The sequence below is a fragment of the Methanobacterium sp. genome (genome assembly GCA_016222945.1).
Classification (GTDB): Archaea; Methanobacteriota; Methanobacteria; order Methanobacteriales; family Methanobacteriaceae; genus Methanobacterium_D.
Genome location: JACRPY010000002.1, coordinates 706,971 through 727,500 on the forward strand (window position 1 = coordinate 706,971; position 20,530 = coordinate 727,500).

Below are 20,530 nucleotides of genomic sequence, written 5' to 3' on the forward strand. Positions count from 1 at the left end.
AGAATTCTGTATTTATTATTAAAATAAGTAGAATATAAAACCGTATGATTTAATTTTTAAAAATAAAAAGAATAAAAAATGAGGCTTAATCAGTATTTCATGATCATTTTAAGCCTTTCTAGTTCTTTAGCCATCTTTTCACGCTTACCAGAAACCATTTCCTCTGAATCTACACATAAACCACCTGTAGGGCATGTAAGAACACAAAGAGGTTTTTCTTGGTCAATACACAGATTACATTTCTTGGCAACACCATTTTCGTCCATGTGAATAGCGCCAATTGGGCATGCATCTCTACAAAGGCCACAACCTATGCACTGGTCTTCATTGATTATGATTGCACCGTCAAATTCTTCAATAGCTTCTTCTGGGCAAATAGTTAAACATGGAGCTCTATCTGGAGCACAGTGTAAGCAGTGAATTGAAACGCCGCTGATAACTCTTATTGCGTTTTGAGGGCATTCTCTTTCACATTTTGAGCATTCCTCGCAAAGTTCTGGCCGTGAAATTAACTCTTTCATATTATGCCTCCTATTTAAGAGCATCCTTTGCCCTTGAACCGTGTGTTAACATGTCCACAATTCCCTTCTTTTTAGGCTTTTTACCGATGCCTGCAATCTTTTCAATGTGTTTAGCTTGTTTTTCAAGCTTCATCTTTTCAGCATCAACAATAGTAATTGCTCGCTTAGAACATGCCTTTATACATGCTGGTGTGTCAAGATCAGGGCACTGACTGCATTTTTGTGCTTTTCGCTCATGCATTACAATTGATCCAAAAGGACAGATAAGCATACAGAGTGAACAGCCAATACACTTTTCACTTTCAACTGATTTATTGTCCATGGCTTCTGTTGGGCATATTAATTTACATGGAGCATCTTCGCATTGTTGGCAAATAATGGGGTAATAAGAACCTTCCACTTCTCTTACCATGATTCGTGAGGTGCCGTGAAGCTTTGCACAGGCTTCTTCACAATCCATGCATCCATCGCAAATCTCTGGTTGAATTAGTATCTTTTCCAAGATGATTTCCCCCTATATTTTAAGTTCAGCACAGACACTGTCAACATAAGATTGAATTTTCTCTTTTTCTTCGTCAGCAAGGTGTTTAAACCGTTTTTGAGCATTTAAATATTCGTTTACAGGTTTTCTTTGAATTGGTCTGTATGTTACTTTAAATTCACCGTCAACAATTTCATATAAAATCCATGCGCCAGTATCAACAGCTAATCTTCCGAGTTCTATGGTTTTTGATGAATCATAACCCCATCCAGTTGTACATGGTTGATGTAAGTGGATATAGGCAGGTCCATCCATTTCACTTGCTTTTTTAACCTTTTTCATGAAATCTTCAGGATATGAAATTGATGCTGTTGCAACATAAGGCACTCCATGGGCTGCCATTATCATTGGAACGTTTTTCTTTGGCTTATCTTCACCAAAACTTTCTTTTCCATGGGGTGATGTGGTTGTTGAAGCACCGTAAGGTGTTGCACCGCTTCTTTGGACTCCTGTGTTCATGTAAGCTTCGTTATCATAACATATGTAAATTAGGTTATGTCCTCTTTCCATTGCTCCAGATAATGCTTGAAGTCCTATGTCTGCTGTTCCACCATCTCCAGCAAAGACAACTACATTAACATCATCTTTTCCTTGGGATTTAAGTGCTCTTTCAACTCCGGAGGCTACAGCTGCGGCATTTTCAAATGCTACATGAATCCATGGAACTTTCCATGAAGTTTCAGGGTATGGGGTTGTGATAACTTCTAAACATCCTGTTGCTGATACTGCTACGGTGTTTTCGCCCAGCATTTTTAATGCGAGTCTTGCACCTATGGTTGCACCACATCCTGCGCATGCTCTGTGTCCGGGAGCAAGAAACTCTTGTTCAGGTATTTCCATTTTAAACTTCCTCCTCGTTAAGTCCAATCCAGTTAATTTTATTGCTATCAGTTGAAGTTTTAGTTATATTTACTATATTTTTAATGTCATCAGGAGCTACATCACGTCCCCCAAGGCCTAAAATGAATCCTCTTGCATTTACATCCATTTTAGCTTTTATTTCGTTGAACAAGACTCCTCCAATACCAAAGGATATGTTTTTATCCAGTACTGCGATTTTATCTGCATTTTTAACTGCTTCATAGATTTCATCTTTAGGGAATGGCCTGAAAATCATTACTTTAAGGAGTCCAACTTTTTGCCCTTCTTCCCTTAAATGATCTATAACTGCTTTTATTGTACCGCAGATTGATCCCATAGCTACAATAATTATTTCAGCATCGTCACACATGTACTTTTCAACAAAACCATATTCACGTCCGAATTTTTCCCCAAATTCTTTATTGACATTTCTTATAACTTCTTTTGATCCTTCCATAGCTATTTCCATGTCATATCTTGCATCCATGTAGTAATTTGGATCTGTAAATGTTCCTAAGGACATAGGGTCTTTTGGGTCAAGATAGGCGTGTTTTGGTTTGTATTTTGGAAGGAAATCGTCAACTTCTTCCTGTGTTGGAATATCTACAGGTTCAACTGTATGGGTAAGTATAAAACCATCTACACAAACCATACTTGGAAGTAGGACGTTTTCATTTTCTGAAATTTTATAAGCTTGTATTATAAAGTCAAGTGCTTCTTGAGCATTTTCAGCATAAAATTGTAACCATCCAGTGTCTCTTTGGGAAATTGAGTCTTGTTGGTCGTTCCATATACTTAATGGGGCTGATAGTGCCCTGTTTGCGTTCCCCATTACTATGGGGTTTCTAAGTCCTGCGGCTGCAAATAAAATTTCGTGCATTAATGCTAAACCCTGTGATGATGTTGCAGTGAATACTCTAACACCAGTTCCTGATGCCCCTACGGCTGCACTTATTGCACTGTGTTCTGATTCAACCCGTATATACTCTGCAGGAAGATCTCCATCAGCAACAAATTTTGCTAAGTATTCTGATATTGATGTCTGAGGAGTTATGGGGTAAACAGGGACAACATTTGGTTTTGCAAGTTTAACAGCTTCAGCAATTGCTCTATTTGCAGAAATTACTTTAAGCATTTATTCTCTCTCCATTTTAATGGCTTTAACAGGACATTCTTCGGCACATATGCCGCATCCTTTACAGTAATCGTAATCTATTTCATTATCTTTATTTATGCACCCTTCTGGACAAAATAGGTAACAATTTTCGCAATTTATACATTTTTCTTGATCCAGAGTAGGTTTAAAGGTTCTCCAGCTACCTGTTTTGTTTTTTACGCTGCTTCCAGGTTCTTTAACAGTAGCTCCTTTGGCTGTCATGAAATCACCTTATTTTTTAATTTTTTCGTATGCTATTGTGGAGGCTTCAGCATTCTTTTCGCCTATTTTCCCAGGGAAAGTTTCTTTGGTTACTTTTACAATGGAATCCAGTGAAACTATACCTGTTGCACCGGCGAATGCTCCTAACATAACTGTATTTACTATAGGAATTCCTAAAACATCCAATGCAATTCCTGTAGCATCAATATTATAAGAATCTACATTTTCTCCGAGATTTACATCATTTGCAGTGTTTATTACTACCTTTCCACCTTCATTAAGCCCAGATAATACATCTACAGCTTCTAAAAGGGTTTCATCTAATACAATAACATAATCTGGATTGTAAACTTGATATCTTCTTCTTATTGGTTTATCATTAATTCTTGTAAACGCCATGACGGGTGCGCCTTTTCGCTCAGCACCGAAGAATGGGAATGCTTGACAATATTTTCCATCTTCAAAGGCTGCTTTTGCTAAAATCTCAGCAGCGGTTACTGCACCCTGTCCACCACGTCCATGAAATCGAATTTCGATCATACGGTACCTCCATTCCTCATGTATAATCATTATAAATTATTATATATATAAATGTTGCACATGAACTTATACAATAATATATGAAAAATATTGCAATATACAAAATACCATTAAATCGAATATTTAAGTTTAAATAGAATAATAACACCTTTAAAAGGTATATGATTAATTAAAATGCCTAAAATCTTATTTAGGGAGAGTATTATGAAAGTTCTCATAGTAACTGGAAAACTTGCAAGTAGTGCTGTTAGGAAAGTATCAGATAACTCAAAGCAAGATACACATGTATATGTCGTAGACACACCAATTGCTGCATTTTTAACTCCTAAACGAATAATTAAAGAGATTAAAAATCTTGAAAATCCTGATATAAATTCCTTTGACATGATTATAACGCCAGGACTTATACGTAAAGATGTAAGTGAAATAGAGGATGAAACAGGGATTCCAACATATAAGGGCTCAACCAGTGCTGCAGATTTAAATATAGTTTTAGATATGGTAGATAAACTGGAACTTTCATCTAAAAAACCTGCTGACAGGCTGATTGAAGAGGAATTAAGGAAACGTGCCCTTAAATTTATAGAAGACTTTGAAAAAGACGAAAAAAACACTAAAAAGCTTCTAAAAAAATCTGAAAATATTCTTGTAGGAAATTTACCTGTTGGTGAAGATTTTCCAATGAGGGTTCTTGCAGAAATGGCAAACGCACCTTTATTAAGCAAGGAAGAACTTTTAAAACGTGCACAATATTTTGTAAAATCCGGCGCGCAAATGATTGATATTGGAATGATTGCAGGGGAAACCCTTGACCATAAAATTCCAGAAATGGTAAAAACACTTAAAGAGAACCTTAATGGTGTTCCAGTAAGTATTGACACTATCAATCCTGTTGAAATTAAAGCAGCAGTTGAATCGGGTGTGGACATGGTTTTAAGTCTTGATCTTGGAAATTGTGATGAAATTTTGCCATTGATGGAAGAAAAAAAGGTTCCTGCAGTTATTTTGCCAACAAATTTCGCTAAGAACTGGACACCAAAAACAGTTGAAGAACGTGTAAATGCTCTTGAGGAATTAATGACCAAATGCAAGGGAATTAATGTGATTGCAGATTTAATTCTTGATCCTATAAACAGTCAGAGCATGGTTGAATCTATAATTGCTTGCCACGAGTTTAAAAAGCGAAATAAAAAACCATTATTTTTTGGGGTTGGAAACGTTACAGAACTTCTTGATACTGATTCAGTAGGTGTAAATTCTCTGCTTTCTGGAATTGCAATGGAATTAGGAGCCAGTATATTATTTACTCCTGAAGAAAGTGGTAAAACAATTGGAAGTGTTCATGAGCTTGCTGTTTCATCAAAAATGATGTTTCTTGCAAAAAACAGGGGATCTATACCTAAAGATCTTGGAATTAATTTAATAATATTAAAAGATAAGCGTAAAGGAGATTTAATCAACGAAGAAATTGAAGTTCCAGTTTTGAAAGGTTTAGAAGATTATAAATTTAGTCAAGACCCTCAAGGAAGCTTTAAAATAATAGCTAAAGATGGTGCTATAAAAGCAGTTCATTATATTAAAATGAAGCCTGATGTAATTATTGAAGGAGAGACTGCAAAGGCGGTTTATGATGAAATTATTAAAAGAAATCTTATTTCACGACTGGAACATGCTACATATCTTGGATCAGAACTTCAAAAGGCAGAAATAGCAATAAAACTTAATAAAAACTATGTTCAGGATTTTCCATTATTTAAAAAGTTAAATTATTAATTAAGTACAGAAATACAATATAATAAATATTTAGGCTAATTTAAGGTATTATCATGAAAACATGCACAAAATGCGGCGCTAAACCTGTAATCATACACAGAAAAGCTTCAGGACAGATGCTTTGTAAAGAATGCTTTATTGAATCAACTACAGATAAAGTTTTAAAAAGCATACGGAAAAATAAGCTCATAGAAAAAGGAGATAAAGTTGCAGTTGCGTTATCTGGCGGAAAAGATAGTGTAATGCTACTTGATATTCTTAATTCACTTTATAAGCGGAATATAATTGATATCGTTGCAATAACTATAGATGAAGGAATAGAAGGATACAGAAAGCATGGTGTGGAAATTGCAGCTCGAAATGCAAAGAAATTAGGTGTAGATCATAAAATTGTACCTATTAAGGATTATTTTGGGAAAAATCTCGATGAAATCATGCTTGACGATGCAAGGGAACATGGTGCATGCACATATTGTGGAGTATTTAGAAGATGGATTATTAATAAAATTGCAAGGGAAGAAGGAGCCACAAAAATTGCAACAGGACATAATCTTGACGATGAAACCCAGGCAATACTCATGAATTACCTTGAAGGAAATATAGATAATTTAACACGTATTGGGATGAAATCAGAACCAAAAAGCGATAAATTCACCGTTAAAATAAAACCTCTTCGAGAGATTCCAGAAAAGGAAATTGGATTGTATGTGGTTGCCCGTGAGCTTGATGTTCATTTTGACGAATGCCCATATTCAAAGGAATCATTTAGAGGTGAAGTTGGGAGATTCATAAAAGAACTTTCAGTAGACCATCCCACAATAATGTATTCAACACTTAGAGGGTTTGATAAGATTAAACCCGTCCTAAAAAAGGAATTTTCAGGTAAAAAAGTTGATATGGGTCAATGCATTAGATGTGGTGAGCCATCATCTCATGAGTTATGTAGAGCTTGCCTTTTTTATAAAAAAATTAACAATGAGGAGTAATCATGGAAATAACAGTAATCATGGGCAAAAAGGAAGAAATTAGGGAAATTAATGAAAAAATGACCATTAAAGAGGTATTAAATGCAATGGATATGTCCTCTGAAACAGTTGTGGTTAAAAGAAACAATGAAATCGTGATGGAAGAAGAAAATGTTGAAAATGGGGATGTAATTGAAGTTATCCGTGTAATATACGGAGGCTAAAAATAATTTTATTTTAGAGCAAATTTTATAGAATGAATTATAATAATTGAAATGGAAATTATTATTATAACTTAAATTCCGGATGTGAACAGGTGGAATCTACTAATTTTATTGAAAACTATGTTTCAAACTATTTTAACATAAAAAGCGTTCATATTGAAGAAAAGACTTTTTATTTTATAGTTTGGGATTATAATAAGGATAAATTTATCCATTTAGTTAGTGATCTGGATAAAATGGGATATTTACCTTTTGTAGATGAATATGAAGGTGATTACAAGATTAATATTGTTAATAAACCAGAACCAGGCGAATCTAAGATACATTTTAACATTATTCTTTTTTTAGTAACAATTGTAACTACAATATCTGCAGGATATTTATTTCAAGGGAGTATCATAGATGGAATAGCATTTTCAATAGCAATAATGGCTATAATTGGGACTCATGAATCTGCACACTTTTTTGCTGCAAGAAAACATGGGATTAAAGCTACTTTACCTTATTTTATACCGGCGCCAACTTTAATCGGTACTTTTGGCGCAGTAATAAATGTAAAATCAGCAATACCTACTAAAAATGCCCTTTTTGACTTGGGAGTTAGTGGACCAATTGCAGGGTTTTTAGTAGCTATTCCTGTTCTCATAGTTGGATTTTATTTATCTCATGTAGCTCCATTTCAGACAGGTTCCATGAATTTTTACCCTCCACTTATAATGCAAGTTCTTATGTTGTTTACAACCCCACAAATACCTGCAGGGTATGAATTATACGTACATCCGGTTGCATTTGCAGGATGGGTTGGAATAATCATTACAATGCTCAATCTTATGCCTGTTGCATTTTTAGACGGAGGACATATTTCAAGGGCCCTGTTTAACGAGAAAATTCACCAGTATGTATCAATAGCAGGCATAATTGTAACAGTTGTCCTTGGATGGTATTTTATGGCGATTTTAATGGCAGTATTCTTTTTGTTGGTATCAAAAAGGCATCCTGGAGCACTGGATAATGTTTCAAAAATTACTAAAACTAGAAAAATAGCAGCGATTTTAGTGTTTATTATCTTTATTCTTTGCTTATCTCCAGCGCCCCAAATATTTTAAATTAAGATTATAAATAAATTTTAAAACATTATAAATCAGATTTAGATAAAAAATAATGGAAATTAACACTAAAAACTTAAAGAGGAAATATATGAAAGTTTATTATGAATGTGCACCATGTTTTCTAAGACAGGCCAAAGAAGCACTTGATCTGGCGACAAATGATGAATCACTTAAAATGAAAGTTATGGAAGAACTTGTAGAAGTAGTTTACAGTTCTTTTAGAAGAGATGCAGTTTCTAATGTCATTGGAACTAAAATACACAGAATTATTAAAAATAAAACTGAAAATGAAGATCCTTATATTTTAGAGAAGAAAAAAGGTAATGAAATAGCTTTAAAATACCTTCCCAAAATTAAAGAAATTATAAAAAAGGATGATCAGCTTGAAACTTATGTAAAAGCTGCTATTATAGGTAATATAATTGATTTTGGAGCTCTTGGAGTGGATTTTGACATTGAAAAGGGAATAATTCAAAATATGGAAAAGGATATAGCATTAAACCACGTGCCGGAGCTTGAAAAAGAACTTAAATCTGCAAAAGATGTCCTTTATTTAGCAGATAACAATGGAGAAATTGTATTTGATAAATTACTCATAGAAAAACTGAATGAGTACAATACCGATGTTACTGTTGCATTAAAAGAAAAACCAATACTTAACGATGCATGTATTGAAGATGCAGTTCAAATAGGACTTGATGAGGTTGCAAATCTTGTATCTACAGGAACTGATTCTATAGGTGTTATATATGGTGATATGTCAGATGAATTCAAGGAGATTTTTAGTAATGCAGATATTTTAATTTCCAAAGGACTGGGAAATTATGAAGGATTAACTGAAATGGAATTAGGGGATAAACCTGTGTTTTGTATGCTCAATGTTAAATGTACTCCTATTGCAAAGGACATTGGCGTTAATTTAGGAGATAATGTTGTTTTAAAACTTTAAATGGTTCTTATTTATATACAAAATTTATATTAAATAAATCAAAAAAATAATAGAACATGCAAAAATCAATAATTGTTATTGGAATTATTGTAATTTTAGCAATTGCAGCATATGCTGCTTTAGGCTCTCAAAATCAAAAAAACACACAAAATCTGTCTAATAATTTAAACTGGCATACAGATTTGAATTCTGCTATTGATGAAGCTAAAAAAACAGGTAAAAACGTAATTGTAGATTTTTATGCACCATGGTGTTCTGCCTGTACTTATCTTGACGAAGATACATTCCAAGACCCTCAGGTTCAAGAAAAATTAAATAAAAATTATATTATTGCTAAAATTGACATTGATAGAAATCCTGATCTGGCATCAAAATATAAAGTATATGCTGTTCCAACAATAATATTCATGGATTCAAGTGGCAATGAAATAAAAAGACAAGAAGGGTATATTCCTCCAGAAGAATTTTTACAGATGATATAAAACAAAATTATCAAAAATAGATTAAATATAAGGGATAAAATGGATATAAGCTTTCTATTTTCATTTTTAGCAGGTATTGCTTCAGTATTATCGCCATGTGTATTGCCTTTAATTCCTATTGTTATTGGATATTCTCTTTTAGAGAAAAAAACAACAGAAATATTATCATTTGTAATTGGATTTTCCTTGGTATTTGCAATTATTATTATACTTACAGCCATTTTTACAGTAGCCATTAATTATTATCTCTACTATTTTAGACTGATAGCTGCTTTAATCATAATAATAATTGGTATTTTCTTTATTTTAAATAAAAATTTTTTTAGTTTTTCTTATAAACCGATAAAACATGGAAATAAATTCATTGAATCTTTTTTATTGGGATTTTTAACATCTTTGGCATGGTCACCATGTTATGGGTCATATTTAATAGCACTTATAGCATATAGTGCATCTTCAGGTAATTTTATGTACAGTTCTTTAAATTTAGCACTATTTACAATTGGATTTTCTTTAACAATATTTATTATAGCATTTTTAACATCAAAAATTAATATGGACAAACTAATTAAATATTCAACTCATATAAGATTTATTTCAGGGACCATAATTACTTTTGCAGGGATATACATGCTCCTGCAACTTTTAGGGATTTAAAAAGTTTAAAGGCGGTTTTAATGAAAATAGGATTTTTAGGATTTGGAGAAGTTGCATCAACCTTAACAAATGGACTTTTAAATCAAGGAGCAGATGTTTACACGTGTGTTGAAGGAAGGAGCATAAAAACAAAACAAATTGCCAAAGAAACCGGCGTTACTTTGTGTAAATCGAATAAAGAACTTGCAAAAACGTCTGATATTTTAATTTCATCGGTTACTCCAGTTCAGGCCATAAAAATTGCTCAAGAAGTTGGAAAACACTCTAAAGGAGTTTATGTTGATATAAATAACATTTCACCTAAAACAATTAAAAAAACAATGTCATTTATCCAAAATAATAAGACAGTGGATGCGGCAATTATAGGCAGTGTCAGGCAAGGTTTGGATGTTCAGATTATAGCTTCCGGCAAATATGCCAAAGAATTTATGGAATTAAACCAATATGGAATGAATATAACGATAGTTGGAATGGAATTAGGGCAGGCTTCTGCAATAAAAATGTTGAGAAGCTCATTTACCAAGGGAATTTCAGCGTTACTGTTTGAAACAATTTATTCTGCCTATAAAATGGGAATTGATGAAGAAGTTATTAAGTATATTGCAAAAACTGAATGTGAAGGATTTAAAGATTCTGCAACCTCCAGGATAATAAGCAGTGCAGTTCATGCAAAAAGGCGTTATGAAGAAATGGATGAGGTAACAGAACTAATTTCTGAAAATTTAGACCCTAAAATGAGTAATGCAACACAGGATTTCTTTAAATCACTATATGAAAATATAAATAAACTGGAAAAAAGGCCAGATAGTTACATAGACCTTTTTAAGATTATGGAAGATTTAAATAAAAAATAAATAACTTATTTAAAGCCTTTTTTCAATAAGTTTTGAAGGAACGGTGAAAAAGAAAGTAGAACCAGTTCCAGGCTCTGATTCAACCCATATGCGTCCATCATGACGTTCAATTATTTTTTTACATACGGTAAGACCAGTTCCAGTACCTTCATATGCTTGTTTTGGGTGTAATTGTCGGAATATATAAAAAATATCTTCTAAATATTGTTCATCTATTCCAATACCATTATCTTGTACAGAAAAAACATATTCATTTTTTATTATATCTTTAGTGGCTGCAATACGAATTTCGGGATTTTCACTCTGTTTTTTGAATTTCAAAGCATTGTCTAAAATATTCTGGAACAACAGTAAAAGCTGGCCAGAATCAGCCACTACTTTAGGGAGGTTATCACACGTAATTTCAGCATTAGTTCTATATATTTCATCCTTAAAATTGGATATAGCATAATCAACTATTTCTTGAGTATTTGTCAATTTAAATTCTTTTCCTCTTGATTCTACTCTTGAATACTCTCTTAAATCATTAATCAATATTTGCATACGATTTATGGCATCTAGGATGTAATCAATAAATTCATCTGTATCCTTATCAATTTTACCTTTATGACGTTTCGCTAAAATTTGTATAAAGCTTGAAGTTGTTCTTAAAGGCTCTTGTAGTTGCTGTGTAATGGCATCGGCAAAGTTCTCTAATTCTTCATTTGTTTTTATTAAATCATCTAATTGTTTGAGCAATTCTTCATTTACACTGCCTTTTTCTATTTCAATTTCCAGATTTTTATTAGTATTAATGAGATCCTGTATAATTTTCTCCTGATCATTAATATTTTCGTCTAATTCGTTAATTTCCAGTAGTTTAGCTGAAATAATTTCCTTAGATTCTTCTATTTCCCTATTTTTTGCCGAAATAACTCCCTTTGAAATATCCAATTTATTTTGAACATCAATAAACTTGTTATTTAAATCTTCGATTTCTAACAATTTATTTGAGAAAAATTCTTTAGAAGTATTGTTTGATTCTTTTAATTTAGCTATTTCCTGATTTAAATCTTCAAGTTCGGATTCTTTAGCTGAGATATTCTCTTTAAATGTATTTTGTGATGTTTCAAGTTCTGTAATCACTTGATTTAGATTTTCTATTTCAGTATTTTTAACTGTAATATACTCTTTAAATTCAGCATTATCCATTGTTAACTGATTAATTTGATGATTTAACTCTTCAATCATGGAATTTTTGGACGTAAGTTTCTCTTTAAGCTCATCTCTACTTTTTTCTAATTCATTAATCTGCTGATTAAATTTTTCAGTTTCTATCCTTTCACTAACTAAATCATCTTTAAATTCAACAGGGGCCTTCTTTAATTTAGATATTTCATGGTCTAATTCTTCAATTTCCAGTGATTTGGCCATAATAGATTCTTGGAACTCATTATTGGCATTTTCCAATTTCTCAATTTTCTTGTTTAATTCTTCAATTTCACCAGCAGTAGATTCAGCTAATTTCATCTCATTTGCAGCCTGTTCATTTATAAGTTCATCTGCACGTTTTTCAACAAGTTCATCAATGAAATCTTCCTGAATTTTTTCAAATTCCTTTTCATTCCGTTTATAATCTGTGACATCGGTCAAACTAAGTAATATTCCAATGATATCATTACTTTCATTCCTCAAAGGCTTGATGACCCAGTCCCAATAACTAATACCTAAAACAGGATGATCAAGTGGCTTTGAATAACTAAAATATGGATCTCCTGTCTCTAAAACTTCTTTAAAAATTTTTTCATTCCCTTTATGGGGATATAACTCAAAATGGTTCTTTCCAACAAAAAAATCAGGATCTTTATTATGTTTTTCTGCGTAAGCCCTGTTAACTTGAATAAAATTAAAATTATTATCCAGATACGCTATTAAAAAATCTGTGTTGTTAAAAATAGTTTCCAAAGAAATATCATCCTTATTCTTATCAGTTATTGGGTTCATGCTGCCTCCAATGCTCTAACAAAGCAAATGATAATATTTTGACTTAATAATGAATTATTTTTATAATATATATAATTAATTGAAAAAATATGCCATTTCACTGACTTTTTTGTATACAACTAAATAAAAAACATGATTTAATTGTAAAAATTTATTAATTTGATAGAATGGATTGATACTCAAATAAATTATAATTTAAATAGAATGGTAACTATTCTCCAATAAATATTCTAACTCTTATACCTTCCTTTTTTTCAACAATTTGTGCCCTTATAGGAATAAACTGTGAATCTATAAGTAATCGTAGATATGTGGCATGTTTAGCAGGTAATTTAAGTGGACTTTTAATTTTACGGGTTTCAGTACGTATTTGGCAACGTAACTTGCTGTTTTTATCTACATAAAGCAATGCATCTATTCCATCTTTTAAATCTTCAGCTTCAAAGCTTCTTAAATGCATTCCCGCATCAATAGTATAAATAGGTTTTTTGCCTCTTTTCCCGTTCCTAAACATTTCATGCGCGTCTGAAGATTTAATTCCTTCGCACACGCTTGAAGCAACAAACCATGCTCTTTCAATCACACTTTCAACAGTCTGATCTGGAGGGATTATCCCATCGGCCTGGTAAGACTTGATAAGCTCAAAAACCTCTTTACGGGTCACATCCTGTTCAACTGAACTAATTGCAAGTCTTGTAAGGACAGGACCATATCCTGCCATTCTTAAAGAAGCCCAAATCTGGTCTTCATTTCTGTACCTTCTGCCTTCGATTATGGCATCTGTTGCATCCGCAGTAATATGGGCAATATTCAACAATTTAGGTCGAGAATATGTATTTAAACGTTTAGTGAGAGTTTCTACATCTCTTTTACCAGGTATATTTCCCTTTTTAATCTCTTTTTCCAGTATTTTAACTGTGGACGTTGGAAGAACTTCTTTAACTTCTTCAGGTATTTTAAAATTATTTTCAATTATTTTTGCCCTTATTTCACGCCCAGAAATTTTACCTTCCATTTTTAGCTCGGGAATTATGTGAAACTTCATTTTACGTTTGTATTTTTTATAAAGAAATTCATTTACTGCAAACCAGCGTATTACATTACGATTTGGAAGATTTCGGGGAATTCCGCTGAATATTCCTTTTTTTGCAAATGAAGACGCGTATTTTTGGATTTTATTGGTTGAAACATCTGCTGCATCAACATAATCAACAACCCCATCTTCTATCATCATTGCAATTCTTATAGGAACAGTGTATGCAAGAGTGAGGCGATGATGTAATCCTTCTATAGGTACAACTTTATCTGCACCAGCTTTTAGGGCCATTTCACGCCGCACGTCATAATTAGCAAAAAAAGGGGCATGATTAGCACTATAATCTTTATTTAAATAGATTATTACTTGGCCACCAGTTTCACTGGCTATTTCTCTTCCTTTTTCTATTAGTTTAACATGTCCATTGTGTACTGGGTCAAAATCAGCGCTAATTCCAATCAATTAATATTCTCCTTTTTTCTAAATAAAGTTTAAAATATGATGTTTCTCCAATTAATGTGATATTTGCACTTTTTTAATTGAATATTCTTTACCAAAAAGTTATGTATAAACAAAAAACACATAAAATGTTCCAAATTTCAGATTAAACTTTTCAGATTACTTTAATATAACAGGTCTACGGAAATTAAATTATAATTTGATTCAATCTCCTATAATTTAATAAATTGCATGTGATTTTATGGATAATCTAAGGTAATGTTCTTGGGCTCATTCAGCTTGTAGTGAAATGATCTATCAATTCATCTTTAAAGTTACTTTCAGATAATCTTTGGATTCTTCTCTTAATTTGATGTCTTCTTCGTTCTTTAAAACTTCATCTAAGGCAAAATTAAACATCTCAAAGATAATCTTATTTAATCTTCGTCCTTTTTCAGTTAAATAGTACTCCGTCTGACCTGCAGATGAGTTTAACACTATTTTTTCAATGACACTGTTTTCTTCTAATTCTTTAAGTCTCTCAGATAGGACCTTACTGCTTAACCCTGGATTAAGTTCTAGAAAACCCTTAAAATTTTTACAGCCACAGAATAATCCTTTAATTATAGGTATAGTCCATTTCTTCCGGAGGTAACTAAAAGTAACATCAACGGTTTGGTAAAGTTCTTGTAGATAATCGTTGCCCATTCTAATTCCTCACTTACCAATTGGTAATTACCCAATGGTTAGAAAAACTACTTTAAGTTAGTTTAAAACAATTACATTGTGATTTGTTTATTTTTAATATATTTATTTTTATTAATAAATGAATCCTTGAAAAAATGAAATGGTGATAAAAATGCCAGTACTTCATGTGAATATATGGAAAGGTTTTGAACAAGAAAAAATCGACTACTTAATTGAGAACTTAACCAAAGTCTTCTCGGATGTTGGAATTTCAGCCGAAGCTGTGGAGGTCATAATACATGAAATTCCACAATCTCATTGGGGATTAGGTGGAGTACCCTGTACTGAAAAATTTAAGGACATGGATCCTGATTCCTGGAAGAAAATGCCCAAATAAAACTTTCACTTTATTTTTTTTGAATCTTTTGTATTTGGAAAAATTGTTCAAAATGTTTTTCAAGTTAAAAATACGTTTCAATCGATTTATCGAATATTTATGAGTTTAATGATTTAATTAGAGATCTATAAAAATGTTTTTTTATTAAAGGAGTAATTTTATGTTATATCGAGATTTTGGAAAAACCAAAGAAAAAGTTTCAGCATTGGGATTTGGCTGCATGCGGCTTCCCCTAAAGGGAGATAATCCTCAGGATATCGACGAGAAAACTGCTATAAATTTGCTGCACAGTGCCATTGATCAGGGTGTGAACTATATTGACACGGCTTACCCTTACCATGGCATTAGTATGGATCAGGGAGGTGCCAGCGAGCCCTTTTTAGCAAAGGCACTAAAGGATGGCTATCGGGAGAAGGTGAAAATAGCCACCAAACTCCCCAGCTGGGCTGTAGAAACCAGGGAAGACATGGAAAAATTCCTGAATGAACAGCTGAAACGTCTGGAAACAGATTGCATTGATTTTTACATGATGCATGGTATTAATAAAAACAACTGGGGAAACCTGAAAGAATTGGAATTTGAAGAATTTCTGGACGAAGCAATTGCTGATGGGAGAATAAAACACGCTGGTTTCTCATTCCATGACAGGATAGAACTCTTTAAAGAGGTAGTGGATCACTATGACTGGTCTTTCTGTACCATCCAGTTAAATTATTTGGATGATGAATATCAGGCCGGAGAAGAAGGTATGGAATATGCATCTGCCAGGGGGTTAGGTGTGGCAGTAATGGAACCTTTAAAAGGCGGTCAATTAGCTAATAATGTCCCAGCAGAAGTTAAGGAATTATTTAACGGAGCAGAAGCGAAAAGATCCCCTGCCGAGTGGGCTTTAAGGTGGGTATGGAACCATCCGGAAGTTTCGGTGGTCTTAAGTGGTATGAATACTCCTGAACAGGTTGAGGAGAATTTAGAAATTGCCAAGGAAGCCCATTCTCATATGCTGACCGACCATGAATTAAATATTACTGAACAAGCCAAGTCTATTTTCGAAAAAAAGGTTAAAATAAATTGTACTAATTGTGGCTACTGTTTACCATGCCCTACTGGTGTAAATATCCCTGAAAACTTTGCAAAATATAATGACTACTTCCTGTTTGGCAGCTCGGAAATGAAGGATTTTTACAAGTTTAATTACCATTCTTTTATACCAGAACATGAACACGCCGCAGTATGTAGTGAGTGTGGTATTTGTGAAGAACACTGTCCACAAGGTATCAATATAATTCAGGAATTGAAGGAGGTCAAAGATTTTTTTGAATAAATTTGTCAAAGTAGCCTTCTTCATTAGTTCTGCAGATTGCCTAGAATTCGCTATTAGCTTTAATATTTCCGTAAATTTTAAGGGATTCTTAAGAATTTCTTTTTTTAGGGTTTGCTGGCTTGTCCAGATTTTGAGTGAAACGCTCTGCATCATTTTTCCTGTTAAAGTGGGTGGTTTTGCAATTGCTTTAGCAATGTTTTTCACTACCCTCATTTATGGATTATATATTAATATAAAAATCATATGATTGTGATTTTGTGATTACAATTCTTTGTTTTAAGAATCTAAATTATAAAAAATGCACTGGGATGTCAAAATATAACCTATTTTTTTAGTTATTTTATAGTGGATTAAATGAAACATTTTAATATCATTAAAAATAAAATACTATAGATTGTTGTATGTTTGTAGAAATAACATATAAATATATAGTTTTGAAATAATGTTATATAATCAAAAAAGAGATAGGAGAAAGTTCACATGGTTTCTGCAAAATTTTATGAAAAATTAATGAAAATATCTAGAGTGATGGAAAAGGAAGGAGAAGGAATTAGTTATATTCGAAATGAAAAGGAAACTTATACTATTGGAACAAGAAAATATAGTGAAAAAATAGCTAAATTCTTAGATGAAACTGTAGGAACTTGGGAAGGTAGTGAAGCCAACGTGAAAAAACGGAAAAAGAAAGGAAAGGTTAGTGGAGGAGCCGCCAAAAAGGTTGGTTATCTCTGGAAAATTCCAGTTACAGACTAATAAATGATTTTCCGACGGTATTTGGAATTCAATCTTAATAATAAAAGACATGGTGGATTTTGAAGCCATTAAGCTTGTAATTATTAAATTTTTCTATTTTTAATAATTTATTTATTTCTAAATTTCTAAGTAAATCAATAATGTCATTTTAAATTATGATATTATTCTATTTTTTTATATTATAACTGCTTATTCTACGAACTTTTTTTATATAAGTAATGATAATATAAACTAATAATATAGATTAATGGGGCATAAAAGGTACAATGAATAATAGCTTTGACATATTTTCGTTGGTCAGTGAAGACTTTTATACTATATTTGAAAATATGCAAGAGGGCGTTACCGTCTATCGAGTTTTATACGATAAAAATATGAAAGTTACGGATTTAATAATTAAATACGCTAATCCTGCATCTACAACAAGTAGGGTGTTCCTTAATAAGAAATTTATGGGTAGAAGTGTGACTAATCTTTATGGACGGGAAGCAGTAGCACGTTTAATAGAAGAAGTCAATGAAATTTCAGCTTCTGGCCAAATTAAGAAATATGAAACCTATTCTCCACTTTTAGACAGTTATTTTTCTATTTCTGCATTTTTACCTGCAAAAAATCTGTATGTAACACTCACATCAGATATAACAGAACAAAAAAAGGCAGAAAATTATCTACAAAATGCTCACGATGACCTTGAAGTTAAAATCCAGGCACGTACAAAAGAACTATTAGAGGCACTTGAAGAAAAAGAAGTTTTACTCAATGAAATCCATCACAGGGTAAAAAATAATCTACAGATGATTTCAAGCCTTATTAATCTTCAAATTCCATATATAACAGATGAAAATTCGGTTGAACTATTTAAAGATAGTCAAAATAGGGTAAGATCAATTGCTATGGTGCATAACAAGCTGTATCAATCAAAAAGCCTTGATAAAATTGAATTCAGTGACTATATTCGGAATATAATGACAAACCTGCTTCAAACATATGCAGTAGACCAGAACAAAATAAAAAACAATCTTGATCTAGAAAGTATAAACTTAAATATTGAAACAGCTATTCCTTGTGGCCTTATTATCACAGAACTTGTGACAAATTCTATTAAACATGCATTTTCTGATGGAAGAGAAGGTAAAATAGATGTAGAATTGCAAATAGAGGATAAAAAGTTTATTCTTAAGATAACAGATAATGGTATTGGGCTTGCTGATGATTTCAATGTTGAAAATCCAGAATCATTTGGATTACAGTTAGTTGTTTTGCTTGTAAATCAACTTCGTGGAAGTATAGAGCTTAAAAATGAAAAAGAAACTGAATTTTTAATTAAATTTGAAGAATTAAAATATAAAGAAAGAGTTTAACATGTTATTTTATGCAAGTGGTTGATCTGGTTAAATCAGAGAACTCAACATCCCCTCTCCACCTATTTCTACATTCACATTCTATTTCTTCAGGAATAGACTGATTAAGGTTTGATTCAATTATCATGTTTTTAAACTTCTTATTGCACTTTTTACAATTGAAAGGACCTCTTCTTGTCCCAAATCCGGAAGTGTCCATTATTACGGGAATTTTAACTTCACTTCGGACTTTTTTTATAATTTCAATTATGCTCCAAATCCAAGGAGGTTTATAAGAACCTCTGCGCCATAATAACTCCATAAGAGTTCCTTTATGGATTGTTGCAGGACAGAAAGATATTCGATCTACACCAACTTCTTCAGCATATTTAGCAGAAGCAACAGCATCATCAATAGCTTCTTTTTCAGAAGTTAAAACAGGTTTAACAAAAAGATAAGCCTTAGATGTAATTTTATAATCATTTTTCATCTTTTTGATTATATTAATGGCTATTTCGAAGTCTTTATTTAAAAATCCTTTATTTATTTTGTATTTTTTGATATAATCACTGCCGCTTTCAAGCCCAATACTAACCTCGAAAATCTTATCTTGCAAGAGGTTACAGCAATCTTTAAGCACATTTTCACTTACAAACTCTGGACGAGATTCAACTACAACTTCTTCGATATTATCATTCTTATTTAGTATTTTAAGAATTTCATCACGAGCTTCTTTAGGTAATTCCTCTTCATTAAGGAAACTGCCGGATACAAAAATTTTTACAGCAGTTTTTGGTTGAATATCATGTCTTTCCATAAGTTTTTTGAATATATCAATTAATTCACTTGATGAAACCTTTTCAAGGGGTGAATCTGCAATATAACTACACATTGTACATCCGCCAGACTCAGAAAGAGCATGTGCACATCCTGGTGTTGGCAAAATAACAAAAACAGCATTTCCTTTTCCTGAATAAAGCAGGTCTTCTGATGACCAGGAAGCCGAAAGATCGGCTGGTGATTTTTTATCCATTCTCTTAATGGCATTTTCTCTAATATCATACATTAAATCTTGAATTTCCATAATTTTAACCTATTACTAATAATAAAATCATCTTAATTATAACCAGAAGTCTAAGAATATGTATACTATGTATTTATGTTTTTTTTAAAAGTATGGAAAATATAGAAATTACGTATTCAAAAAAGAGTCAAAAATAAAAAAAAGAAATTATTGGTTAGAAGTTGTCTATAACTTCTCCTAATAATTTTATGGATTTTTCTTTGTCAGGACCAATTGGAGAACCAGCAACATATTGAGTTACACCCATTTCTCCGAGAGCTTCGATTTTTGGTACGAAGTCTGCAGGTGTTCCTACAACAGAGAATGCATCCATTAATTCGTCACTAACAGCTCCAATAGCTCCACCGAAGTCACCTTTACCTAAGAATTCTCCGAATTTAGCACCAGTGTTTGGGTCTAGACCGTGTCTTTGGAATACTGGTGGTGGGGAACCTGCTGCAATGAATGCAACAACTATTTTTGCTGCGCCTAAAGCTTTTCCAGCGTCGTCATCTATGGAACAGCAAGTGTAAGCTGCAACATCGACATCAGACATGCTTTTACCAGCTGCGTCTACACCTTCTTTTATAAGTGGGACAGCAGCTTCAAAGTCTTTTGGGTTTGATGCGTTAATTAATGCACCGTCAGAAACTTCACC

The 20,530-nt window shown here is 32.5% G+C and carries 23 protein-coding genes (1 of these 23 running past the window's edge); 12 read left to right on the forward strand and 11 right to left on the reverse strand.

Translation table 11 applies throughout. The features are described from left to right. Positions 1 to 89: 89 nt before the first annotated feature. From HZC47_03840 to HZC47_03865, 6 genes are read right to left on the reverse strand one after another with little or no spacing between them, the layout of a single operon-like run. Positions 90 to 521 (reverse strand): 4Fe-4S binding protein, encoded by a 432-nt coding sequence (locus tag HZC47_03840; protein ID MBI5680011.1) that lies wholly within the window; start codon positions 519 to 521, stop codon positions 90 to 92. Positions 522 to 531: 10 nt separating this feature from the next. Beyond that, positions 532 to 1,023, reverse strand: coding sequence for a 4Fe-4S dicluster domain-containing protein (locus HZC47_03845; protein MBI5680012.1), 492 nt, complete (start codon positions 1,021 to 1,023; stop codon positions 532 to 534). A gap of 12 nt (positions 1,024 to 1,035) precedes the next feature. Beyond that, positions 1,036 to 1,902: a pyruvate synthase subunit beta gene (locus HZC47_03850; GenBank protein ID MBI5680013.1), complete on the reverse strand. Its 867-nt coding sequence runs from the start codon at positions 1,900 to 1,902 to the stop codon at positions 1,036 to 1,038. A 1-nt stretch (position 1,903) separates the two neighbouring features. After that, the gene (gene porA / locus HZC47_03855; protein MBI5680014.1) at positions 1,904 to 3,058 is read right to left on the reverse strand and encodes a pyruvate ferredoxin oxidoreductase; all 1,155 of its coding nucleotides are present in this window, start codon (positions 3,056 to 3,058) and stop codon (positions 1,904 to 1,906) included. Then, positions 3,059 to 3,301 (reverse strand): 4Fe-4S binding protein, encoded by a 243-nt coding sequence (locus HZC47_03860; protein ID MBI5680015.1) that lies wholly within the window; start codon positions 3,299 to 3,301, stop codon positions 3,059 to 3,061. A gap of 9 nt (positions 3,302 to 3,310) precedes the next feature. Beyond that, the gene (locus HZC47_03865) at positions 3,311 to 3,841 is read right to left on the reverse strand and encodes a pyruvate ferredoxin oxidoreductase subunit gamma (GenBank protein ID MBI5680016.1); all 531 of its coding nucleotides are present in this window, start codon (positions 3,839 to 3,841) and stop codon (positions 3,311 to 3,313) included. Positions 3,842 to 4,045: 204 nt separating this feature from the next. Between HZC47_03865 and HZC47_03870 the strand changes: the two genes are divergently transcribed. The 8 genes from HZC47_03870 to HZC47_03905 all read left to right on the forward strand — a co-directional run bounded on the left by HZC47_03870 (position 4,046) and on the right by HZC47_03905 (position 10,854). After that, positions 4,046 to 5,614, forward strand: coding sequence for a dihydropteroate synthase-like protein (locus HZC47_03870; GenBank protein MBI5680017.1), 1,569 nt, complete (start codon positions 4,046 to 4,048; stop codon positions 5,612 to 5,614). Between the two features lie 53 nt (positions 5,615 to 5,667). Beyond that, positions 5,668 to 6,600: a TIGR00269 family protein gene (locus tag HZC47_03875; protein MBI5680018.1), complete on the forward strand. Its 933-nt coding sequence runs from the start codon at positions 5,668 to 5,670 to the stop codon at positions 6,598 to 6,600. 2 nt (positions 6,601 to 6,602) lie between these two features. Beyond that, positions 6,603 to 6,803, forward strand: coding sequence for a sulfur carrier protein ThiS (thiS, locus tag HZC47_03880; GenBank protein MBI5680019.1), 201 nt, complete (start codon positions 6,603 to 6,605; stop codon positions 6,801 to 6,803). Between the two features lie 236 nt (positions 6,804 to 7,039). After that, on the forward strand, positions 7,040 to 7,909 hold the full coding sequence (locus tag HZC47_03885) for a site-2 protease family protein (GenBank protein ID MBI5680020.1): 870 nt from the start codon (positions 7,040 to 7,042) through the stop codon (positions 7,907 to 7,909). Between the two features lie 91 nt (positions 7,910 to 8,000). Further along, on the forward strand, positions 8,001 to 8,861 hold the full coding sequence (locus HZC47_03890) for a DUF89 family protein (protein ID MBI5680021.1): 861 nt from the start codon (positions 8,001 to 8,003) through the stop codon (positions 8,859 to 8,861). Positions 8,862 to 8,917: 56 nt separating this feature from the next. Then, positions 8,918 to 9,343 (forward strand): thioredoxin family protein, encoded by a 426-nt coding sequence (locus HZC47_03895; GenBank protein ID MBI5680022.1) that lies wholly within the window; start codon positions 8,918 to 8,920, stop codon positions 9,341 to 9,343. Positions 9,344 to 9,382: 39 nt separating this feature from the next. Beyond that, positions 9,383 to 10,000 carry a cytochrome c biogenesis protein CcdA gene (locus tag HZC47_03900; GenBank protein MBI5680023.1) on the forward strand — a complete coding sequence of 206 codons (618 nt, stop codon included), beginning with the start codon at positions 9,383 to 9,385 and terminating at the stop codon, positions 9,998 to 10,000. A 20-nt stretch (positions 10,001 to 10,020) separates the two neighbouring features. Beyond that, positions 10,021 to 10,854: an NAD(P)-dependent oxidoreductase gene (locus tag HZC47_03905; GenBank protein ID MBI5680024.1), complete on the forward strand. Its 834-nt coding sequence runs from the start codon at positions 10,021 to 10,023 to the stop codon at positions 10,852 to 10,854. A 9-nt stretch (positions 10,855 to 10,863) separates the two neighbouring features. Here the strand turns inward: HZC47_03905 and HZC47_03910 are convergent, their stop codons facing one another. From HZC47_03910 to HZC47_03920, 3 genes are all read right to left on the reverse strand, one after another. Then, positions 10,864 to 12,837 carry a PAS domain-containing protein gene (locus tag HZC47_03910; protein MBI5680025.1) on the reverse strand — a complete coding sequence of 658 codons (1,974 nt, stop codon included), beginning with the start codon at positions 12,835 to 12,837 and terminating at the stop codon, positions 10,864 to 10,866. Positions 12,838 to 13,048: 211 nt separating this feature from the next. Further along, the gene (locus HZC47_03915; GenBank protein MBI5680026.1) at positions 13,049 to 14,335 is read right to left on the reverse strand and encodes a nucleotidyltransferase family protein; all 1,287 of its coding nucleotides are present in this window, start codon (positions 14,333 to 14,335) and stop codon (positions 13,049 to 13,051) included. A gap of 294 nt (positions 14,336 to 14,629) precedes the next feature. Next, positions 14,630 to 15,019, reverse strand: a complete 390-nt coding sequence (locus tag HZC47_03920) for a helix-turn-helix transcriptional regulator (GenBank protein MBI5680027.1) — start codon at positions 15,017 to 15,019, stop codon at positions 14,630 to 14,632. A 151-nt stretch (positions 15,020 to 15,170) separates the two neighbouring features. Between HZC47_03920 and HZC47_03925 the strand changes: the two genes are divergently transcribed. The 4 genes from HZC47_03925 (at position 15,171) to HZC47_03940 (ending at position 18,830) form a co-directional block, all read left to right on the forward strand. Then, the gene (locus HZC47_03925) at positions 15,171 to 15,395 is read left to right on the forward strand and encodes a tautomerase family protein (protein ID MBI5680028.1); all 225 of its coding nucleotides are present in this window, start codon (positions 15,171 to 15,173) and stop codon (positions 15,393 to 15,395) included. Between the two features lie 160 nt (positions 15,396 to 15,555). Next, on the forward strand, positions 15,556 to 16,716 hold the full coding sequence (locus HZC47_03930; GenBank protein ID MBI5680029.1) for an aldo/keto reductase: 1,161 nt from the start codon (positions 15,556 to 15,558) through the stop codon (positions 16,714 to 16,716). Positions 16,717 to 17,196: 480 nt separating this feature from the next. Beyond that, the gene (locus HZC47_03935; protein ID MBI5680030.1) at positions 17,197 to 17,469 is read left to right on the forward strand and encodes a hypothetical protein; all 273 of its coding nucleotides are present in this window, start codon (positions 17,197 to 17,199) and stop codon (positions 17,467 to 17,469) included. 266 nt (positions 17,470 to 17,735) lie between these two features. Further along, the gene (locus HZC47_03940; GenBank protein MBI5680031.1) at positions 17,736 to 18,830 is read left to right on the forward strand and encodes a sensor histidine kinase; all 1,095 of its coding nucleotides are present in this window, start codon (positions 17,736 to 17,738) and stop codon (positions 18,828 to 18,830) included. Positions 18,831 to 18,834: 4 nt separating this feature from the next. On the opposite strand, the gene HZC47_03945 is transcribed toward HZC47_03940, so the two are convergent. Next, a complete protein-coding gene (locus tag HZC47_03945) occupies positions 18,835 to 19,893 on the reverse strand; it encodes an archaeosine biosynthesis radical SAM protein RaSEA (protein MBI5680032.1) in 1,059 nt (352 codons plus the stop codon). A gap of 154 nt (positions 19,894 to 20,047) precedes the next feature. After that, positions 20,048 to 20,530 carry the final stretch of a 5,10-methylenetetrahydromethanopterin reductase gene (gene mer / locus HZC47_03950; GenBank protein ID MBI5680033.1) on the reverse strand. 483 nt of this gene lie beyond the right edge of the window, so 483 of the gene's 966 nt are visible here — the last part of the coding sequence; its start codon lies beyond the right edge, outside the window; it ends in the stop codon at positions 20,048 to 20,050.

Excerpts from the sequence above, each read along its gene's own strand:
- thiS (MBI5680019.1), top strand. The coding sequence starts at position 6,603 with ATGGAAATAACAGTAATCATGGGCAAAAAGGAAGAAATTAGGGAAATT.
- HZC47_03935 (MBI5680030.1), top strand. The coding sequence starts at position 17,197 with ATGGTTTCTGCAAAATTTTATGAAAAATTAATGAAAATATCTAGAGTG.
- HZC47_03895 (MBI5680022.1), top strand. The coding sequence starts at position 8,918 with ATGCAAAAATCAATAATTGTTATTGGAATTATTGTAATTTTAGCAATT.
- HZC47_03865 (MBI5680016.1), bottom strand. The coding sequence starts at position 3,841 with ATGATCGAAATTCGATTTCATGGACGTGGTGGACAGGGTGCAGTAACC.
- HZC47_03840 (MBI5680011.1), bottom strand. The coding sequence starts at position 521 with ATGAAAGAGTTAATTTCACGGCCAGAACTTTGCGAGGAATGCTCAAAA.
- HZC47_03945 (MBI5680032.1), bottom strand. The coding sequence starts at position 19,893 with ATGGAAATTCAAGATTTAATGTATGATATTAGAGAAAATGCCATTAAG.
- HZC47_03870 (MBI5680017.1), top strand. The coding sequence starts at position 4,046 with ATGAAAGTTCTCATAGTAACTGGAAAACTTGCAAGTAGTGCTGTTAGG.
- HZC47_03850 (MBI5680013.1), bottom strand. The coding sequence starts at position 1,902 with ATGGAAATACCTGAACAAGAGTTTCTTGCTCCCGGACACAGAGCATGC.
- HZC47_03860 (MBI5680015.1), bottom strand. The coding sequence starts at position 3,301 with ATGACAGCCAAAGGAGCTACTGTTAAAGAACCTGGAAGCAGCGTAAAA.
- HZC47_03910 (MBI5680025.1), bottom strand. The coding sequence starts at position 12,837 with ATGAACCCAATAACTGATAAGAATAAGGATGATATTTCTTTGGAAACT.
- HZC47_03940 (MBI5680031.1), top strand. The coding sequence starts at position 17,736 with ATGAATAATAGCTTTGACATATTTTCGTTGGTCAGTGAAGACTTTTAT.
- HZC47_03885 (MBI5680020.1), top strand. The coding sequence starts at position 7,040 with ATGGGATATTTACCTTTTGTAGATGAATATGAAGGTGATTACAAGATT.
- HZC47_03905 (MBI5680024.1), top strand. The coding sequence starts at position 10,021 with ATGAAAATAGGATTTTTAGGATTTGGAGAAGTTGCATCAACCTTAACA.
- HZC47_03930 (MBI5680029.1), top strand. The coding sequence starts at position 15,556 with ATGTTATATCGAGATTTTGGAAAAACCAAAGAAAAAGTTTCAGCATTG.
- HZC47_03890 (MBI5680021.1), top strand. The coding sequence starts at position 8,001 with ATGAAAGTTTATTATGAATGTGCACCATGTTTTCTAAGACAGGCCAAA.
- HZC47_03900 (MBI5680023.1), top strand. The coding sequence starts at position 9,383 with ATGGATATAAGCTTTCTATTTTCATTTTTAGCAGGTATTGCTTCAGTA.
- HZC47_03920 (MBI5680027.1), bottom strand. The coding sequence starts at position 15,019 with ATGGGCAACGATTATCTACAAGAACTTTACCAAACCGTTGATGTTACT.
- HZC47_03925 (MBI5680028.1), top strand. The coding sequence starts at position 15,171 with ATGCCAGTACTTCATGTGAATATATGGAAAGGTTTTGAACAAGAAAAA.
- porA (MBI5680014.1), bottom strand. The coding sequence starts at position 3,058 with ATGCTTAAAGTAATTTCTGCAAATAGAGCAATTGCTGAAGCTGTTAAA.
- HZC47_03875 (MBI5680018.1), top strand. The coding sequence starts at position 5,668 with ATGAAAACATGCACAAAATGCGGCGCTAAACCTGTAATCATACACAGA.